17 protein-coding genes are annotated in these 17,756 nt (G+C 41.0%); all 17 read right to left on the reverse strand.

Annotated features, from left to right (window positions below; translation table 11 throughout):
• Nucleotides 1–9: 9 nt before the first annotated feature.
• Nucleotides 10–606 (reverse strand): D-sedoheptulose-7-phosphate isomerase, encoded by a 597-nt coding sequence (locus tag ACXAD8_RS09725; RefSeq protein ID WP_475227808.1) that lies wholly within the window; start codon nucleotides 604–606, stop codon nucleotides 10–12.
• A 153-nt stretch (nucleotides 607–759) separates the two neighbouring features.
• Nucleotides 760–1,902: a glycosyltransferase gene (locus tag ACXAD8_RS09730; RefSeq protein ID WP_475227809.1), complete on the reverse strand. Its 1,143-nt coding sequence runs from the start codon at nucleotides 1,900–1,902 to the stop codon at nucleotides 760–762.
• Nucleotides 1,903–2,006: 104 nt separating this feature from the next.
• Nucleotides 2,007–3,647, reverse strand: a complete 1,641-nt coding sequence (locus ACXAD8_RS09735) for a hypothetical protein (RefSeq protein ID WP_475227811.1) — start codon at nucleotides 3,645–3,647, stop codon at nucleotides 2,007–2,009.
• A 138-nt stretch (nucleotides 3,648–3,785) separates the two neighbouring features.
• On the reverse strand, nucleotides 3,786–5,156 hold the full coding sequence (locus ACXAD8_RS09740; RefSeq protein WP_475227813.1) for a hypothetical protein: 1,371 nt from the start codon (nucleotides 5,154–5,156) through the stop codon (nucleotides 3,786–3,788).
• Nucleotides 5,157–5,569: 413 nt separating this feature from the next.
• A complete protein-coding gene (locus tag ACXAD8_RS09745) occupies nucleotides 5,570–6,940 on the reverse strand; it encodes a hypothetical protein (RefSeq protein ID WP_475227814.1) in 1,371 nt (456 codons plus the stop codon).
• A gap of 262 nt (nucleotides 6,941–7,202) precedes the next feature.
• A complete protein-coding gene (locus ACXAD8_RS09750; RefSeq protein ID WP_475227816.1) occupies nucleotides 7,203–7,736 on the reverse strand; it encodes a hypothetical protein in 534 nt (177 codons plus the stop codon).
• Nucleotides 7,737–7,985: 249 nt separating this feature from the next.
• Nucleotides 7,986–10,052, reverse strand: a complete 2,067-nt coding sequence (locus ACXAD8_RS09755; RefSeq protein ID WP_475227818.1) for a type II secretion system protein GspD — start codon at nucleotides 10,050–10,052, stop codon at nucleotides 7,986–7,988.
• The gene (locus tag ACXAD8_RS09760; RefSeq protein WP_475227820.1) at nucleotides 10,053–10,604 is read right to left on the reverse strand and encodes a hypothetical protein; all 552 of its coding nucleotides are present in this window, start codon (nucleotides 10,602–10,604) and stop codon (nucleotides 10,053–10,055) included.
• Nucleotides 10,588–11,139 carry a hypothetical protein gene (locus ACXAD8_RS09765; protein ID WP_475227822.1) on the reverse strand — a complete coding sequence of 184 codons (552 nt, stop codon included), beginning with the start codon at nucleotides 11,137–11,139 and terminating at the stop codon, nucleotides 10,588–10,590. The genes ACXAD8_RS09760 and ACXAD8_RS09765 overlap by 17 nt, the downstream gene beginning before the upstream one ends.
• The gene (locus ACXAD8_RS09770; RefSeq protein ID WP_475227824.1) at nucleotides 11,132–12,217 is read right to left on the reverse strand and encodes a hypothetical protein; all 1,086 of its coding nucleotides are present in this window, start codon (nucleotides 12,215–12,217) and stop codon (nucleotides 11,132–11,134) included. Before ACXAD8_RS09770 ends, ACXAD8_RS09765 begins: the two co-directional genes overlap by 8 nt.
• Nucleotides 12,214–13,026: a hypothetical protein gene (locus tag ACXAD8_RS09775; protein ID WP_475227826.1), complete on the reverse strand. Its 813-nt coding sequence runs from the start codon at nucleotides 13,024–13,026 to the stop codon at nucleotides 12,214–12,216. The genes ACXAD8_RS09770 and ACXAD8_RS09775 overlap by 4 nt, the downstream gene beginning before the upstream one ends.
• Nucleotides 13,023–13,730: a type II secretion system protein gene (locus ACXAD8_RS09780; protein ID WP_475227829.1), complete on the reverse strand. Its 708-nt coding sequence runs from the start codon at nucleotides 13,728–13,730 to the stop codon at nucleotides 13,023–13,025. Before ACXAD8_RS09780 ends, ACXAD8_RS09775 begins: the two co-directional genes overlap by 4 nt.
• Complete coding sequence (locus tag ACXAD8_RS09785; protein ID WP_475227831.1) at nucleotides 13,721–14,140, reverse strand: type IV pilus modification PilV family protein; 420 nt, start codon at nucleotides 14,138–14,140, stop codon at nucleotides 13,721–13,723. The genes ACXAD8_RS09780 and ACXAD8_RS09785 overlap by 10 nt, the downstream gene beginning before the upstream one ends.
• Complete coding sequence (locus tag ACXAD8_RS09790) at nucleotides 14,118–14,519, reverse strand: type II secretion system protein (protein ID WP_475227834.1); 402 nt, start codon at nucleotides 14,517–14,519, stop codon at nucleotides 14,118–14,120. Before ACXAD8_RS09790 ends, ACXAD8_RS09785 begins: the two co-directional genes overlap by 23 nt.
• Nucleotides 14,503–15,708, reverse strand: coding sequence for a type II secretion system F family protein (locus tag ACXAD8_RS09795; protein WP_475227836.1), 1,206 nt, complete (start codon nucleotides 15,706–15,708; stop codon nucleotides 14,503–14,505). Before ACXAD8_RS09795 ends, ACXAD8_RS09790 begins: the two co-directional genes overlap by 17 nt.
• Nucleotides 15,708–17,360 carry a GspE/PulE family protein gene (locus ACXAD8_RS09800; RefSeq protein WP_475227838.1) on the reverse strand — a complete coding sequence of 551 codons (1,653 nt, stop codon included), beginning with the start codon at nucleotides 17,358–17,360 and terminating at the stop codon, nucleotides 15,708–15,710. Before ACXAD8_RS09800 ends, ACXAD8_RS09795 begins: the two co-directional genes overlap by 1 nt.
• Nucleotides 17,357–17,755, reverse strand: coding sequence for a type II secretion system major pseudopilin GspG (gene gspG, locus ACXAD8_RS09805; protein WP_475227841.1), 399 nt, complete (start codon nucleotides 17,753–17,755; stop codon nucleotides 17,357–17,359). The genes ACXAD8_RS09800 and gspG overlap by 4 nt, the downstream gene beginning before the upstream one ends.
• Nucleotide 17,756: the final 1 nt, after the last annotated feature.

Here is a 17,756-nt window from a genome sequence, read left to right on the forward strand (position 1 = left end):
TTGGGGCAATTAGCGAAGAGTCAAAAAACCTTGTTCGATCAAGTTGTCTTCTACCAATTCCATCAAAGCATGGCCTGCAGTAATGTGACTTTCTTGGATTCTGGCAGTCTCAGAGCTTGGTACCACAAAAGAGTGCTGACAATGCTCAAGCATCTTTCCGCCTCCGGCTCCAAGGAAGCCGAAAGTTTCGATGCCGGCTTCTTTAGCAGCTTGCATAGCTAAGATAACGTTGTGTGAATTACCCGATGTACTGATTCCTAACAACACATCCCCGGGAGCTCCCAAGGTCTCTACCATTCGTTGAAACAATACATCGTAACCAAAATCGTTACCACAAGCTGTAATAGTAGAAGTATCTTGCGCTAAAGCTAAGGCTGGAATCCCCTGCCGGTTATTCATCGGACGTAACCTGACCAGAAATTCGGCTGCGAGATGTTGTGCGTCTGCAGCTGAACCGCCATTGCCGCAGATCAAAAGTTTACCACCTTTTTTGATGGATTCAGTAAGTACGTCTGCCATCGTTCCTACAGCCCGATAAGCACCTGAAGTAACGACATCGTTTTTTACTTCAATTGAGCGCTTAAACGCCTGTTCAATCTTATCCATTTTCTACTATATCCTGTAAATAAAATGCGCTGAAATGTTATTTTATTTTATCCACAATGTCCAACCCCCACCTCAATAAAAATTAGTGAATAGCCTTTTCAAATAACGATTGGTAAGGATTATTAACCGATGTAAAAATCTGTACGGAAATAATTAACGACAATAAACCTTGTGGATCTGTTCAGCAATTATTTTGATATTGAAAGACTTGGTAAGACGAAGATAAGCCTCTTCTCCATAATCAATTAACTTTTGGCTAACAGAAACAACATCCAACAGTGCCAGAACAAGTCCATCTTCGTCATTGTTAGGGCATACAATCCCCGTTTTACCATTCCTAACTACATATTGCATGCCAGACCCCTCAACATCACTGACCAAAGCAGGAATCTTCAAAGCCGCAGCTTCAAGTATCACTACGCCGAAAGCTTCTGTTCTTTCAATAGAAGGGAGCACCAGCAAATCCGCATTTTTGAGAATATCCAACTTTAAAGACTCTTCCACGGCTCCATGCCACTTAACAACCTTATCCAAGCCCATAGCCTCACACGATTGCCTTAAGCTCCCATTTAACTCGCCACTTCCAATAACATCTAGTGTTACATTAACATTCATGTCGACAAGTTTTTTTAAGGCCTTTAATACCAAAGAATGCCCCTTGTAGTAGACCAACCTCCCAATCATACATAGTCGTAGAACGCCATCTTCTCTTGTTTTTTTTCTTGATGAATCAAAGTCTTTGAATTTGATACCTAGAGGCACAACCAGACACTTTTCGCGATACTCTTTTAATGGCTCGCTGGTCTCCAGATAAGGAGGAGAGGTTGTAATTATATTATCAGCCATTCTCACTAACGATCTCTCAAACCAGCGATAAAACGGGTAAAGTAACCTGACCATTTTAGTAGGTGAAGAGCCCAAGACATCGGCATGCCAATGAATAATGATTTTTGCATTTTTGGCGAAATATTTTTTGAAAATTAAAACCCAAAACGCAGATAAATTAGGTAGATGTACATGGATTATATCCGGCTTTTCTTTCTTTAAAGCTTGGTAAAAATGCCAAGGGTACAAAGGCGCCAGAGGTGCGAACACCAGTTGCCCATAGCTTTTAACTTCATAGACTTTACAATTTTTCCACTGATAGTAATCTCGTTCAGATTGAAGAGTATCTGCATGGACAATTGCAGACACAAGATTTCCTTGATTGGCTTGCTCTTCCATCAACTGAGACATAAATGTTTCAATACCACCATATCTCGGAGGGAAATACTTACCTACATGTAACACCTTCACACCTATACCCCTGATCAGTAATGAATTAGCATGTCGCTTTTACTTTAATATCCATCGCTATCCTTGCCTCGGCAACTTTATACAGGAACTGTATTCATCATGTTCTATTTGCCAGCTTGCCCCTGCAGGCAATAGTTACGATTATTAAGCGCATCTTTATTGCCGGGATTCAACTTTATAGCCTGCTCAAGTAACCCAAGTGCAAAATCACAATAACCCATATAGATATAACCCACAGCCAAATTAGATAATAGAACGCTCCTTCTGGAGGGGTTGTGGATATGCCTTAAAGCAATCGTAACGATCGGCGCAGCTTGTTGAAATTTCCTTTGTTGATACAGGACATTCATGTACGTATTTAATACACCTGCGGTTATCTTTTCGTTAGCTAGATTAATGTCTATACTTTTCTTAAGATACTTTTCCGCTTCTTCAAACCGTCCTACTTTTGCAAGTTCAGTACCGTATGATGCGTTACTCCGCGCATGTTCAGGCGAATACTGAACTTCTCTCTCATAAAACGCTAGCGGATCTTGCCATTGCACTGCGCGGTGATAGATCGCAGCGCCTCCCAATAAACTCAAAAAGCCAGTACCAGCAATGACTATTTTTAATAGCCTGTTGTAATCCGCTAACTTTTCAACTTGAAACTTGACCACTGAAATAAACGCCAGAGTAAGTCCAAAGTTCCCTACATAGGTCCTGTGCTCAAATGCCAAATCCTTTATAGGAAAAATAAAGGACTCTACCAAATGACTGACATAGAAAAACAATACTCCCCAGAAAAACAAAGGAATCGACTTGCGAAATCGAACGGCGACACCGATAAGTGCAATATGACCTAAAAGTGCCAAAGCCACTATCGGTTCAAAACTTTGTCTCAGTTGAACCTGAATTTCCAATTGAAGTGTACCAGGGATGAAAAATCTATGTATATAGTCCCACAGTACAATCAACTGCGTATAAAAATAACTGACTCTGTCTGTTGCCCCGGGGTCACGTGTAAAGCTATCTAACTTCAGCAAATAACCTTCCATAAATGGCAACGGAGCAATCAATATAATAGCGATAAAACCAGTTACGCTAATGCGAGTTAGCAAGGTACGGATACGCCCTTCGGACCGAAACCATTCCCAACAAAACAAAAAAATCAGAGCAACAAAAAAGTTTTGTTTAGTGAACGCCCCAGTAATTGCAAACAACATTGTCAAAAGAAGACAAATTAAAGTGGTTCCTGAATTTTTACTAATGCGGGCCTTAAGGTAAAAGAAAATGGTTATAAATATAAATAGCGCAGCCAAACTACTGAGGCGCTGCACAATATATATAACAGGTTGACTATTTAACGGATGCAGGGCCCATAGGCAGGCTATGCTTAGCGCCCAAATAATGTGTTGATTACTCTTAAGATTTCTTGATTCAGACCTTATCAATATTCTTGCTAAAAGAAAAACCACCACAACATTAAACAAATGGATCATGATGTTGAAAATATGATATCCCATTGGATCCAATTGCCCAAATTGATAATTTCCCCAAAGCGAAGCATATCCAACAATACGACTCAAATACCCCCCCGCTATTAATAAATCCAAACTATCCGAATGTAGCGCCTGATTGTTCAATATTGAATCATTGTCATCCAGATAAAATGGAACAAACAAAGAAGGTGAATAAGCGATTATAACTGCACTCAAAATCGTCAATAAGGCGAAAAACAAATGTTTATTATTTAATCCAAGCATGTAGTGAATACACTGAAAAGAGATATTGAAAAATGTTCCAAGAGCATAAAAAGCATATATATCAATGCTATAGGTGTCTCTTAAAAATACAAAAGGCGACCAAAGGTCGCCTTAATTTATGAGGTCAGTAATCTAAGATTACTCTTTACCTTTGTATTGGTCAGTGATAACAAATGCTCTGTCGTTACCGCCAATGTTGAAGGAAGCGTGAACAGTGATGTCATCTTCAGGTGCGTTCACTGTTACAGTGATTGAAGCCTGACGACCTGTAAAACCAGCTGCAACTAATGCATTGTTGATCAGAGGAGCAACCTTAGTCACTGTATTAGCATTCGCTGTTCCGATTACACCCAAATCAAACTCGTTACCGTTGTTGTCAAACGCAGTAACAGAAATGTCACCCGCCTGAGAACCAGCGTTAGAGATATAAACCACCTGAGATGCAGTTGGACCGTAAGGCATGTAAGGAATGTTTACAGTCGCACCGTTAAGTGTCCATGAACCTGCGCTAACATTAGAGCCTACAGTTGCAACACCTGCCTGAGAACCTGCTGAAGTATAGTTGTAAGTGAAGTCTGCACTGAAATCCTGAGCTTCAATAACAGTTGCACTAGTACCTGTCAGCGGAGTGAAGGTGATGGTATCGTTAGTAGTCATACCATTGTATGCCACTGCCAATTTGGCAGAGTCAGCTGTAAAAGTACGAGTACCTGAACCACTTGACCACTGAGCAGCAGTTACGTTAGCCATCTTACCAGCTTCACCGTACAGATTTACAACTGTACCACTGGTGGCGTTAACTGTCGCTACGTTCAACCAGCCTGTAGTATCTACTTCGCTGATAGCCCATGCCAGGCTGTCGCTGGCGCCGCCAACAAATGCCTGACGCATCTGTGAAACGTCAATCACCGCATTAAAGCCAGTACCAACGCTCGCAGAACCGAACTGAGTTTTCGCTTCAGCAACAGTGGCAGTCAGTGTACCACTTGTATCCAGAACATCACCAGCCGCTGTTACAGAGTTAACAGTTACAGTAACGCTACCTGAACGAATTGCATCGGCAGTATACTGAACAGTACCCAGTGGCAATACGGCACCAATAGTTGTACGGTCAGTATACGTTGTCGCTGGTGAACCACCATCGTTAGGCTGAGTGATAGAAGTAACACGGTAAGTTACGCTGTTAGCATCTGAATTCAATAAACCTAATGCCAAACCCGCAATCGCGTTAGCAGGTGTTGCACTGTTTACTGCAGATACATTGATCTGGCTGGCAAAACCACCAGAAACCAGTGAGCCGCTAGGGAAAGTGAAAGTAATTCTGTCACCTTCCTGATAAGCAGCTGCCAAAGTGTAGGCGATAGCGTTAGACGTTTGGTTAGCCGTTACGCCCGTCAAACCTTCTGATGAGTGCACTTGCTTAGTGACACTTACTGTGCCCGCAACCGCAGTTCCACATGTAACAGCTACAGCCGTCGCCAGTAGTGTTGCTTTAAATAGTTGTTTCATTATTAGTTATCTCCAATTCCCAAATTTAAGTTTAGTGCCTTCACCAAACTCTCAATTCTTAAACGTTTCTTTCTCAAGATTTATTCCTGATTTTCCACATTTATTATTTTTTTGCCTAAAAAGAATAAGCGCTCGCATTACATCACTTTGCGTATTCTACATTTAGTTTGTTATTACGGTGACACATTGTAAAAACAGTATTGGCAAAGATGCAACACCTAACATAACAATCTTGTACTATTTAATTAAAATTTAGCAAATGTTCTATAAATTACGAGAACTGTATCTCAAAATAACAAGATATTTGCGCATGCAATAGATTTGAGGGATTGGTTATTAGGGACATTCCCCTGTTATCAGATACAAAAAAGGCGACCTCTGGTCGCCTTTTTTATGAGGTCAGTAATCTAAGATTACTCGATACCTTTGTATTGGTCAGTGATAACAAATGCTCTGTCGTTACCGCCAATGTTGAAGGAAGCGTGAACAGTGATGTCATCTTCAGGTGCGTTCACTGTTACAGTGATTGAAGCCTGACGACCTGCAAAACCAGCTGCAGCTAATGCATTGTTGATCAGAGGAGCAATTTTAGTCACAGTTTTAGCATTCGCTGTTCCGATTACACCCAAGTTAAACTCGTTACCGTTGTTGTCAAACGCAGTAACAGAAATGTCACCCGCCTGAGAACCAGCGTTAGACACATAAACCACCTGAGATGAAGTTGGACCGTAAGGCATGTAAGGAATGTTTACAGTCGCACCGTTAAGTGTCCATGAACCTGCGCTAACATTAGAGCCTACAGTTGCAACACCTGCCTGAGAACCTGCTGAAGTATAGTTGTAAGTGAAGTCTGCACTGAAATCCTGAGCTTCAATAACAGTTGCACTAGTACCTGTCAGCGGAGTGAAGGTGATGGTATCGTTAGTAGTCATACCATTGTATGCCACTGCCAATTTGGCAGAGTCAGCTGTAAAAGTACGAGTACCTGAACCACTTGACCACTGAGCAGCAGTTACGTTAGCCATCTTACCAGCTTCACCGTACAGATTTACAACTGTACCACTGGTGGCGTTAACTGTCGCTACGTTCAACCAGCCTGTAGTATCTACTTCGCTGATAGCCCATGCCAAGCTGTCGCTGGCGCCGCCAACAAATGCCTGACGCATCTGTGAAACGTCAATCACCGCATTAAAGCCAGTACCAACGCTCGCAGAACCGAACTGAGTTTTCGCTTCAGCAACAGTGGCAGTCAGTGTACCACTTGTATCCAGAACATCACCAGCCGCTGTTACAGAGTTAACAGTTACAGTAACGCTACCTGAACGAATTGCATCGGCAGTATACTGAACAGTACCCAGTGGCAATACGGCACCAATAGTTGTACGGTCAGTATACGTTGTCGCTGGTGAACCACCATCGTTAGGCTGAGTGATAGAAGTAACACGATAAGTTACGCTGTTAGCATCTGAATTCAATAAACCTAATGCCAAACCCGCAATCGCGTTAGCAGGTGTTGCACTGTTTACTGCAGATACATTGATCTGGCTGGCAAAACCACCAGAAACCAGTGAGCCGCTAGGGAAAGTGAAAGTAATTCTGTCACCTTCCTGATAAGCAGCAGCCAAAGTGTAGGCGATAGCGTTAGACGTTTGGTTAGCCGTTACGCCCGTCAAACCTTCTGATGAGTGCACTTGCTTAGTGACACTTACTGTGCCCGCAACCGCAGTTCCACATGTAACAGCTACAGCCGTCGCCAGTAGTGTTGATTTAAATAGTTGTTTCATTATTAGTTATCTCCAATTCTTGAAACGCGGACCGGGCAACTACCCAAATCCATTTTATGAACGTTCATAAGATACAATACCTGTATCTCGGAAAAGAATAGCGGCAAATTTGAGATGAAGCAACAACTGTTTATACCTTTATTTTCAATAATTTGTAATTTTTTGAAACTCTTTGCAGCTTCACGATAGAGGTCTTAGCTCGCCATTGCTAAAGGCGAAAAAACTTAAGCCGTCAATATTTGCGCGTTTTTCAGTCTAAGCATCATTTAGTTAATGTTCTTTCCAGTGCCTGAACATCAAGCTTGCCTTGTTCCCACGCCAGGCAATGGTGCAACAAATGGCTCCTGTAAATTGGTAAATTTGTTTCGTGAACATTAAAGCAAAAACCAATCAGATACTCTTTCTCATCCGTAATCTTTGCCATATATTGTTGTTCTTTTTGGGTTTCATCGAAAAAACCCAACACATCAACGGTATTCCCAACAATCATTTGTCCTTCGAGTATTTTGTTAATAGTAGCAACCCACAACTTTTTTTCCACGTCAGTCAGTTCAAGCTCCAAAATTAGCTTTCCCTCAGGGCCTGGCTCAATGCTGATGATTTTCCCGGTAACTGCACCTACATGTTCAAAGTACAGCTCTGAAAAACCATTTCTGGAGTAATAAGTAGCATTATAAGTCGGAAACTGCTCTTCGGCTTCCTCACTTTTCAAAGTTGCTCCACTTTCAACGGACCAGGCATAGTCAGAAGTGCAAAACAATAACGCACAAAAACACATAAGCTGTTGATATTTCATTGCTTTATAGACTCCAATAAATACACATAAAGAAAGTCACGAATTCTAAACACGACTTTTCGCTAGTTAAATTTTACAGAGGTAGATATAAAACCAGCGCCCGGCTTGCCAGGCAACTATTTACTGTAAAATCCGCTTTTTTGGGATACTTAGCATAATGAGCTGAATACGAACTGAATTCAGTTGAAAATCGGTTCTGCCACGGAGTAATGTCAAAACAATAAACAGAGCCTTTCCCAATTGTAAAAATTAGTGCCGTAGTTTAATCGTCTCAAGGCTTTCTGAGAATTCAGTCAATAGCTTATCCCATTCATCTGAAGACCGGATAACCTTTGGTGTAACTATCATGACTAATTCGGTTTTCTCAGTACTGTCTGATTCAGACTTAAATGCTTTACCAATTAACGGAATATCGCCCAATACTGGCACTTTGGTTTCCCCCTGCGCATTCCTCTCACTAATTAGCCCCCCTAAGATAACAGTTCGCCCACTCTCGACAACAGCTTCAGTACTTAAAGAGCGATTGAAAATTGATGGAGTATCAGTTCCCGCAGTGCCTTCGACAACATTACTAATAGTTTGAGCAATATTCATGATAACTACGCCTTGTGCGTTCAAAGTGGGCGTTACCTGAACCTGAACACCCGTTTCTCGATAATTTATGCTGGAAGTTTGAACACCATCATCGACTGTCAACGCTCCACGTGTTGGGATTTCTGTCCCTACGTTAATACTGGCGGTCATGCCATCTCTGACCAGTAAAGTGGGATTAGATAACACGTTCACGAATTGATTTTCTTTAAATAAAGCCAGTGCGGCTTCTGCTCTGGTTGAGCCCAGGAAGTCCTGATCTAATAATGAAAGAGAAAGACCACCAGTTTTATCTACGCCAAAAGCGCCTCGTGTCGAGGCTGTAAAACGTTCATCATTCTGCAACGCAAACTCAACCCCGTATTTGAAGCTATCCGTCAAAGTGACTTCTGCAATCATCACTTCCAACAAGATTTGTTTTGGCAAAACATCGAGCTTTTGAAGTAAAGGCAATAATTTCAGATATCTGTCGCCAGTCGTATTAAAAATGATGTTATTGGTTCGCTCGTCCACGACAAAGGAAAGCCCCACAACAGAGCCTGAAGCAGAAGATGTGCGTCCACTGGCAAGTTTTGCAGCGTTAGCCCCTGTAGATTCGTTATTACTCTTTTCTACACTGATTCCCAGCAACCCCTGAATACTTTCACCGAGGTCTTTTGCACGGGCATATTTAGGAGAGTAAATAAAATACTGTGCATTCTCACCCTGACTTGGTCGATCTAATACATTGGCCCAGTACCTTACTCTTTCCAGGCTTTCTTCAGAACTAGCAAAAACGGCTATAGCCCCTATGTGCCCCAATGGCACTAATAATACACTTTTATTTTGTGCTGTATTAACGGCGGCATCCACACCTTCATTGGTCAGCAACGTTATTGCCTGAGTGGTAAAGTCATCCATACTAATGTATTCAAGTGAAAGTAATCCGATATACTTTCCTCGGTGAGCAGGCACATCCAACATATTAATGAGTTCTAATGCCCTGATTACATTTTGACGATTCCCTAAAATAAACATGGAGTTCTGATCAAAATCTGGAATAAATTCCGCATCAACTAGTTTGTTTAACGTTCTTTCCAGAGAAATACGGATCCCATAGTTAAACTGTACAACCTGTAAAATTTGACCTCCTACATTTGGCACCGAGGTTCTTTCTCTACCCACAGCAACAGTCGCACTGCCGCGGTTGTCTTCTGGCTTGTGGAAAAAAAAGGTGTTTTCGTTGTATTCTATTCTGATGCGATTTTGCGCTAATAAATTTGCTACAAGGGTATATAACTCATTTTGCGTCATGGGATTTTGCACATTCAAAGTTAACGGTGTCGCATCTTCTTTTAGCCCATTATCAATAACATAATTTACTTTAAACAGATCGCCGAACACATAATGAATGAAATCAGTAACCGGCATGCTATTCGCTGAAATACGTAATTCATCAGATTGTGAAAAAAGGTTTTGAGCCATCTTGTCAGCTACATTCTGATTGTGTTGCCTTATAGGATCTAACCTGGTAAACCCCCGCTTTGAGCCGGGAACCGTTTCTTCTGAATCACTTAAATTAGTACCTTGTTCATCCTCGTGCGCCTGACCTCGAAGCAAAGATTTCTTCATGTAATAAACTTGTTCCTGAGGTTCTGAGATCTTTTCTTGGGTGCTCTGACAAGCTGACACCAGCACAAGCGAAAGAGCGATAAACGAAACGCGTTTATAAATTGTGCCAATCATTTATGTGTTCCTTGGTTTAAAAAGGTTTAGAATTATATTTTTGTCACTGCGATTCAACTCAACCTGTGTTTGGGAGTTGATGCGTAGCGTAAGATTTTGAAACGTGTTGCTCTCGAGTAACTTAACGGTCTTCGATTCTTTACTTTCAAAGTTGATAACTTGCAATACTGCAAACTTCTGTTGATTTTCCTGAACTACGGCAAGCAACCCAATTTGATGGTCATCGTCTAAAAGCGAGAACATAGGTTTAACCGTTTTATCCACCACGACTTCAGGTTTTACCGCTACCTGACTTTCAAGTTCGGCTTTTTGCCTTGCTAACTCCTCTGCGCTCGGTGTTTTTGGCTTCGGCATTATAACCAACAATCTGTTTATCAATTCCCCGGCATTCCAATTTGAATTTTGACTTAAACTAGGTAGTGTTATGGGGTTAATGGTCCGAGACTCCACTTCCCCCAAATCATCACGCTTATCGACTCGCATGAACATGACAAGTAACAAGCCCAATAATGTTGCCCCGCCTACCTGCAGCGGTTTAATTGTCTTTATCATCTTCAATCCACAAGTTTAAATTGTAAGCTAGAGTTCCACTAATAGTGCCAATCAATGAGCTATCCCCCGTGCGGCGTGAATAAAAAAAGTTCATGCGTTCTAATAGAAGCCAGCTTTTTCCTTTCAAATCACTTTGCAGCGCCACCCAATCTGCTGGATGGGCCTTGATATATATTTCAATCCTGTGGTATTTGTTCTCTTCGCCATCGGGTTCCACCCAAGCTATTCGATTGATCTTTACTTCGTGTTTTTGTGCCTCTTTTTCGATCATGCTCTGAATTACCAAAGTAGCCGCCTGAACAGAATCGGCTTTAAACGCATGCTTCGTAGCATCATCCAGAAATGAATCGATTTCCGCTAACTGCGCCTCTAATGGCGCTTTTGATTGCAGTAACATTTCCTGTTTTGCAGACTTGTTACCTTCGGCAATCACTTCCTCTAACTCTGAATCTAACCATTCAAAAGCCGGTACAACTGCAAATCGCAAAAGCAAAAGCACTGCAACCAAAAGCAATAAATATTGTTGTCTAGTCATTTATTTGCTCCGATTGAATGGCAATCACTAAATTCACTTTCTGCTTTCCTTGAAAACTAAATATGTCACCGTCTACCCGAACCTGTTTGACACCTTTTATACTGCGTAAAAATTCCACCGTTTCCGTGGCTGATGCGGTAACCAGAGACAGCTTTGCTTCTCCATTCTCATAAAAAAGAGAACCGACAGAAACGTCGTTTTCTAATAAACTGGTGATAATTGACCACATTTGCTCACCGGACATGGCACCCTGTCCAGCACTTCTTAACTCCTTGGCAGTTTCGAGCTTTTCGGCCACAGCTTGTTTCAATTGTATAACTTCTTTTACCTCGGCCGATGACACAGAGGTTTGAGTCATCATCTCACTCCATTTAAGATGGCCAAATAGTAGCAACCAATATAAAACGACTGATAAGCAGAAACCGACTGACACAGAAGGTATGTGCAAATTATCAACTACTTTCCGATGCAACACTTGCCCCTTAAGCAACGTTGCCATATTCTCTGGAGCAACTGAAGATAGCTGCTCCAGTAAAAGCTCAAAATACTCTGTTTGCTGTAACTTCTTTCGGACTTGTACTTCTCCTATCCCTGATGACAATACAAACATATCGGGATTCTGGTAAATGCCGCTTCCTGAGGATGAAAAAACTAGACTCCCCTTTCGAGCAACATTTAGAACGCCGCCAAGCCGCTCAATCGTATACATTTCCCCGTCATCTACAAAGGAAGTCAACATAGTCTCTGGTAAAAATATGCAATTGTTGTTATTCACATATTCAGCCACAGAGTCATCAAACAAATAAAGCGTCGCATTCGTTGAAGTTAGATCTTTGTTTACCAATCGTTGCATCTTTAAATGCGGGTATTCATTTGCCACGATTTGCGTTACATCTTTTTTGTCAGCTACCGGATAAACTTTTTCGAGTTCCTGGTAATGTTCTCGACCAATTATAACTATGGGTAATATATGTCCAGTCCAAAAACTATTGTTCTGAGTCGAATACGACAGGGAGTGTGCTGAACCAGCCCGGAACAGATAGGAATTTTTTTTGCAATACTTACGCAAAAGATTCATGGTGTAGTTAAGCCTAATTCAAGTAAAGGGATTGGATTCCCCGGTTGTAATAGATAATAGCGACCTCTGGACAACATGCGCCTGTCCGAATTTTCAATATTAACACTCACATTTATGCGAGAAAATTCACCTGGGGGGAATGCACTAGCTTCCTCCAACCCTTTGATTCCGTTCAATGTGTTTCGGTTAAAGTTGTATTCACTTCTTAATGCCTTGAGTTGATTGGCAATGTCGTTCCCATAAACTTTCTCCACCAATCCCAATGGAGCTGTTGCCATATTAAAAAAACCCGTGGGTAAATGTGTAACATAGGAAAGATCGACATTCTCGAACCCTTTGAGTAAATTTATCTCTTCGACATACGGTAAACGCGCGTTGCGCTTGATACCTACACTTACCGACTGGGCTTCTATCCCTTGCCAAGACTTTAAATAATCAACTTTAGCGCTATCTCCGCCTAAATATGATTGCCACTCTGCAGTAAAAAAACTGCTTGAAAGCAACCCCGCCATATCTTGCACTGCTACCTTGGTATGATTTCCGATGCCTGTTTCTTGACTAGTAAACAAGATATTCTGCTCATTTAACTGAATCAAATAATCCGACTTATCCTGAGTTAACAGAGCATATTGATAATCAGTGAAGGTGGATTGAATCTGCAATTCAGCTTTTGCCTTATATTTTAGTTCGGTAGCGATTTCTACTGCATTGTTAGCTTTACTGCTCAACTGTACAACGAGCAACATTAGCACCATTGATATGAGCAGAACCTGAACAAGGGCAATACCACGCTGTGTAGACACACTCACAAGTCCACTCCGATAAATTGCAACAAATCTTTATGTAAAAATTGACTTAAAGGGATTCTAAGTTCAGACCACACACCATCTTTTTTGAATCTGACTTTAACCTGCAAAGGAGATATCAATGTATCTTTCCCGCTATAAAGCCCGAACCACTTTTTTTCACCAGTTAGGGTGTTATCTTGATGCTGCTCTACAGAAAAGTTGTCAAAATCAATCCAGCCAAAGTATTCGAAGCGGATATCTTCAAATCCTTTTAGGATAACAATTGGCTTTGAATACCCTGATATATCCATTTCAGATAACAGTGGCTTATCAATAACTGTAGACTCTCGATATTCTACTCTAACTGTATTAGACGTATCCTGAACTACCGAAATCTCAAAAGCTGATATAGCGTTTTGCTTTTGTACCGACTCATTCGAAATAGCCCTTATTAATGAGTCACCTCCCTCAAAATATACGTATCCGCCACGCTCTCCACCTTTAAAGACCATTGGCTTGATGTTTCTGATAAGGTTTTGCAGCCTCGTAATACCTTCGTACTCAGCTAAATCTGCGTTAAAATCACCCAGCTCTTTGTGCCAATAAACGGAATAAGTGCGATAGGCCAAACTACCGATGAAAAGCACCATCATCAATATTGTTAACGCTACAAGAATTTCGATAAGGGTGAACCCATTTGTTTTTTTATTCGAATTCAGGTCCATGACAGGGCTTTAAAAACGTGGTGCATTTGACGCCCATTATACTGCGTCGTCAAAGTTACTCGCCAATAATAGGCAGTGATATCAGACTCCCGAACTTCAAAATTGTCGGAGTCAAAAAAAGCGATGACTGGCTTAGACTCAATTAATTCAGTGCTCCAATGATACTCCAGATCAATAAAGCGAGCATTGCCACTGCGTTTCCCATCTTTTATTTCAAGAGAGATATGTTCGGATAAAATGGGAACATAATTATTTAATTTTAATGACTCTGTAGCTGACATAGTTCCCTTTACAGCTCCGCTATAAGTAATAGTGACAGTCGCTAATACAAGAAAAAGAATCAACGAAGCAACTAATACTTCTATCAAAGAAAAACCACGACTTAATCTAAACACTACGAGAGATCTCATTCAACAATACCACTTTGCGACGTCCTAGTATCAAAACAGAGAGTTGTGATTTACTGGCAAGCCCAAGTCTATTAATCAAAATTTCATCTTCATAAAAACTTAAATAATCAAACACACTCTCCTGAATTAACTGCTCCTCGAAGTAAACCTTCAATTGATTATCTCGTACTTTGAGCAGGAGTGGTTTTTCCAATAAAAAGGCTTTGGAAGTTGCTTTTAAAATTATCTGTTCGAATTGTTTTAGTTCTGCTTTGCCTTGGAACTTTGAATAACCGTCAACTACGAGTCCACCGACAAGGCCCGTCGCGAGCATCACAATTGTAACGACAACCAATAGCTCTACAAGGGTAAACCCTTTTCGCTTAGATGGTGATGTCATTGACTGATACAACGCTAAGTAACATGGTTATAACCACACTCCCTACAATCCCCCCCATAACCAGGATTAGCAGTGGCTCTAAAATATTGGTGACTTTATCAGTCCAACTTTCAAATTCAGTTTTACTTCTCTGTGCGATTTCATTGAAGATCCTAGTCAATTCTCCACTTTCTTCACCCACTTCCAAAAGTGATACGTAAAAAGCTGGATAAATTGGAGTCATCGACAAACTCTTAGCCAATGGCTCCCCTTTTTTTATCTTTCCATTGGCAATTTCAAGGCTGTTGCGAATCACCGGATTTTGCACATTGGCTACAGCAGCGTTAATAGCATGATCTACTTTAACCCCCGCGTCAGTCATAAGCGCCATGGCAGAATTAAATCGAATACGCTCCACCTGTTTAACCAAATCTGAAATAATAGGAACTGACAAAGCATAATGAGCTAATTTAGTCCTGAATGAAGGGGATTGCCATTGATAAGCAATACCGAAAACAGCAGCTAATATCCCAGCCAGCAACCAAAACTGATAATTGATCATCCATTCACTGGCACCTAACAATAATCGCGTGTAAATAGGAATTGCATCGTCTTTATCAAAGATGCTTCCCATCTGCGGAACAATGTAATTAAATACAAATAAAACACAAAGTATGCAAACAAACAAAATTATCGCAGGATAGGTCATTGCTTGCATTACTTTTGCTTTAAGCGCTTGTTGAAACTTTAAATCCCCGGCCAAGCCCGAAAATACCGAAGGCAGCTTTCCCGCTTTCTCACCAATGGCTATCAGATTTAAATACAAAGGGTCGAAGTCTTTTTTATTGGTTTGAAAAGCCTCAGAGACAGAATTACCACTTTTAAGCTTTTTAATGATTTCTGCAACAACACGTGAAGTCGTAGGTTCTTTTTTCGAACGAGCTATAATCTCCAAGCCCTTATCAATTTTTACTCCACTGTTTAGTAATATTGACAACTCTGAAGTTAAAAACTCCATATCCTTCAAACTTAACTTTTGACTTTTCCAGGGTAATGTTAAGGATACAGCCTTTGATTGTTCTGAGATTGATGCGACCATTAACCCTTCAGTTAACAGTACTTTTTTAAGTGAAGAAGCATCTCCAGCCTCTCTCACATCCTCAACAGAATGGCCTTGACTGTCATAGGCCTTAAACTTATATAGAGGCATCAGGCACAAACTCTGAGTACTTCATTGATGGTAGTTTTCCCCTGTGCCGCTTTCAGCAAGCCATCTTCCAACAATGTTCTATTACCAATCGTTTGATTATATCTTTTCGCTGCGGGAATAAACTGGCTATCTTTTTCCATCGATTTCACCGTTTCATCATTCGGAAGATATTCAAGAATAGACATGCGGCCTTTGTAACCTGTTCCTCCACAATGCTCGCAACCTTTTTCACGCAGAAACTGAACTTGTTCGATACTATTGTGTATCAGAAGCTCTTCAATATGAAGATGAGCAAACTGTTCAAGATCGGGTTCCGGCTCAGCACAGTGTGGGCATACCTTACGCACTAATCGCTGCGCGATAACAGCAATAATAGCTGCATTCAGCAAAAACTCTTCGACACCTAAGTCCACCAATCGAGTATAAGCCCCCGGAGCATCATTGGTGTGTACGGTGCTAAATACTAAATGTCCAGTTAATGCTGATTGCATTGCAATTCTGGCCGTTTCTTGATCTCGGATTTCGCCCAACATTATGATATCGGGATCTTGACGAACAATACTTCTTAAACCAGCCGCAAAATCAAAACCAATGTCAGCATTAACTTGAACCTGATTAATTCCTGGCAATTGGTACTCAACGGGATCTTCTAGTGTGATAATTTTAACTTTGTCATTATTAAGTTCGTTCAAGAATGTATACAAACTCGTTGTTTTACCTGAACCTGTCGGGCCTGTTAACAAAATAACGCCAGCCGTAGACTTTAAATCCTTGAGGATTTTACTTTCCAGATCAGAAGAAATACCCAAGGTAGACATATCATAGCTCACAGCGTCTTTGCGCAAAAAACGCAGCACGACACTTTCACCTTTTCCTAGAGGCAGAATTGATACCCTAATATCGAGCTCAACATTTGCAGCTTTAGTTTCAATTTTTCCATCCTGAGGTCTCCTCTTTTCAGCAATATCCATATTAGAAAGAATTTTTATTCTGGATATCACAGGTAAACTCAGGGAGGACGGTAATAATCCTTCGTCTTTTAATACGCCGTCTACTCTGTAGCGAACCCGATAACGCCCGGCTACAGGCTCTATATGCAAATCAGATGCTCGCCATTTAACACCACGGGCGATTAAATTATTAAGTAAATTGACCGTCGGGGCTTCAGAAGCCAGTTCTCTTAGCCTGTCTTCCTCCAAGTGGTTTAATTCACCAGAATTTTCTTCGGTTATATCGCTATTGATCTTACTTGCAAATTTCTCAGCATCATCTTTAGAAATCAGCGTTACCAAAGGAGTTAACTGTCGCTGAATTAAATGCTGATTAACATCCCAGTCAAGTGGATCACAGGTATAGAAATGAGTTTCTTCACCATTTATTGGAATCCAATGATTCCGAATTAAAAACTTAACATCTAGTTGTGATGCCCATTCAGGTAATTCATAGTCATCAATGAGATCAGAAATATCCTCTAAGAGCTTAGCTCCCAACATTTGAGAATATAACACAGGGAGAGCATCTTCTGACAGGCTCCCCATATTAACCAGCAGTTTTTCAAGTCGGCCCCCAAATTTTGCCTGATAAGTTTTTGCCTTTTCTAGATCTACTGGGCTAACACCAAATTCCTCTTGTAAAGTGACAGATATATTCATCCGCTTACTTTTATATCCTCATTTTCGTCTTTACCACCTGGCTGACCATCTTTTCCAAATGATGTAATTTGATAATTTGCGCCATCCGGACCGGGCACCGTTAGCTGATAGGCGTTCCCCCATGGGTCGAGTGGAACATCCTTTTTAATATATGGACCATCCCAACCATTTTCATTGCTATTTTTCAAACTTTGTAAATCTGAGGGGTATTGACCAACATCTAAATAATAAGTGTCTAACGCAGTTTCAAAAAATTGCATCTGCGCTTTTGCAGTGCTCTGTTTGGAGCTTCCAATTTTAGAGAACATTTCCGGGGCAACCAAAGAACCAAGAAGTCCAATAATTACGATTACAATTAACAATTCGACAAGTGTAAAACCTGATTGCGTTTTCATA

Source organism: Planctobacterium sp. AWH2_060, from assembly GCF_056158425.1.

Bases quoted from the DNA above. Each gene is read 5' to 3' on its own strand.
- ACXAD8_RS09725 (WP_475227808.1), bottom strand. From the start codon at position 606: ATGGATAAGATTGAACAGGCGTTTAAGCGCTCAATTGAAGTAAAAAAC.
- ACXAD8_RS09735 (WP_475227811.1), bottom strand. From the start codon at position 3,647: ATGCTTGGATTAAATAATAAACATTTGTTTTTCGCCTTATTGACGATT.
- ACXAD8_RS09740 (WP_475227813.1), bottom strand. From the start codon at position 5,156: ATGAAACAACTATTTAAAGCAACACTACTGGCGACGGCTGTAGCTGTT.
- ACXAD8_RS09745 (WP_475227814.1), bottom strand. From the start codon at position 6,940: ATGAAACAACTATTTAAATCAACACTACTGGCGACGGCTGTAGCTGTT.
- ACXAD8_RS09750 (WP_475227816.1), bottom strand. From the start codon at position 7,736: ATGAAATATCAACAGCTTATGTGTTTTTGTGCGTTATTGTTTTGCACT.
- ACXAD8_RS09755 (WP_475227818.1), bottom strand. From the start codon at position 10,052: ATGATTGGCACAATTTATAAACGCGTTTCGTTTATCGCTCTTTCGCTT.
- ACXAD8_RS09760 (WP_475227820.1), bottom strand. From the start codon at position 10,604: ATGATAAAGACAATTAAACCGCTGCAGGTAGGCGGGGCAACATTATTG.
- ACXAD8_RS09765 (WP_475227822.1), bottom strand. From the start codon at position 11,139: ATGACTAGACAACAATATTTATTGCTTTTGGTTGCAGTGCTTTTGCTT.
- ACXAD8_RS09770 (WP_475227824.1), bottom strand. From the start codon at position 12,217: ATGAATCTTTTGCGTAAGTATTGCAAAAAAAATTCCTATCTGTTCCGG.
- ACXAD8_RS09780 (WP_475227829.1), bottom strand. From the start codon at position 13,730: ATGGACCTGAATTCGAATAAAAAAACAAATGGGTTCACCCTTATCGAA.
- ACXAD8_RS09785 (WP_475227831.1), bottom strand. From the start codon at position 14,140: ATGAGATCTCTCGTAGTGTTTAGATTAAGTCGTGGTTTTTCTTTGATA.
- ACXAD8_RS09790 (WP_475227834.1), bottom strand. From the start codon at position 14,519: ATGACATCACCATCTAAGCGAAAAGGGTTTACCCTTGTAGAGCTATTG.
- ACXAD8_RS09795 (WP_475227836.1), bottom strand. From the start codon at position 15,708: ATGCCTCTATATAAGTTTAAGGCCTATGACAGTCAAGGCCATTCTGTT.
- ACXAD8_RS09800 (WP_475227838.1), bottom strand. From the start codon at position 17,360: ATGAATATATCTGTCACTTTACAAGAGGAATTTGGTGTTAGCCCAGTA.
- gspG (WP_475227841.1), bottom strand. From the start codon at position 17,755: ATGAAAACGCAATCAGGTTTTACACTTGTCGAATTGTTAATTGTAATC.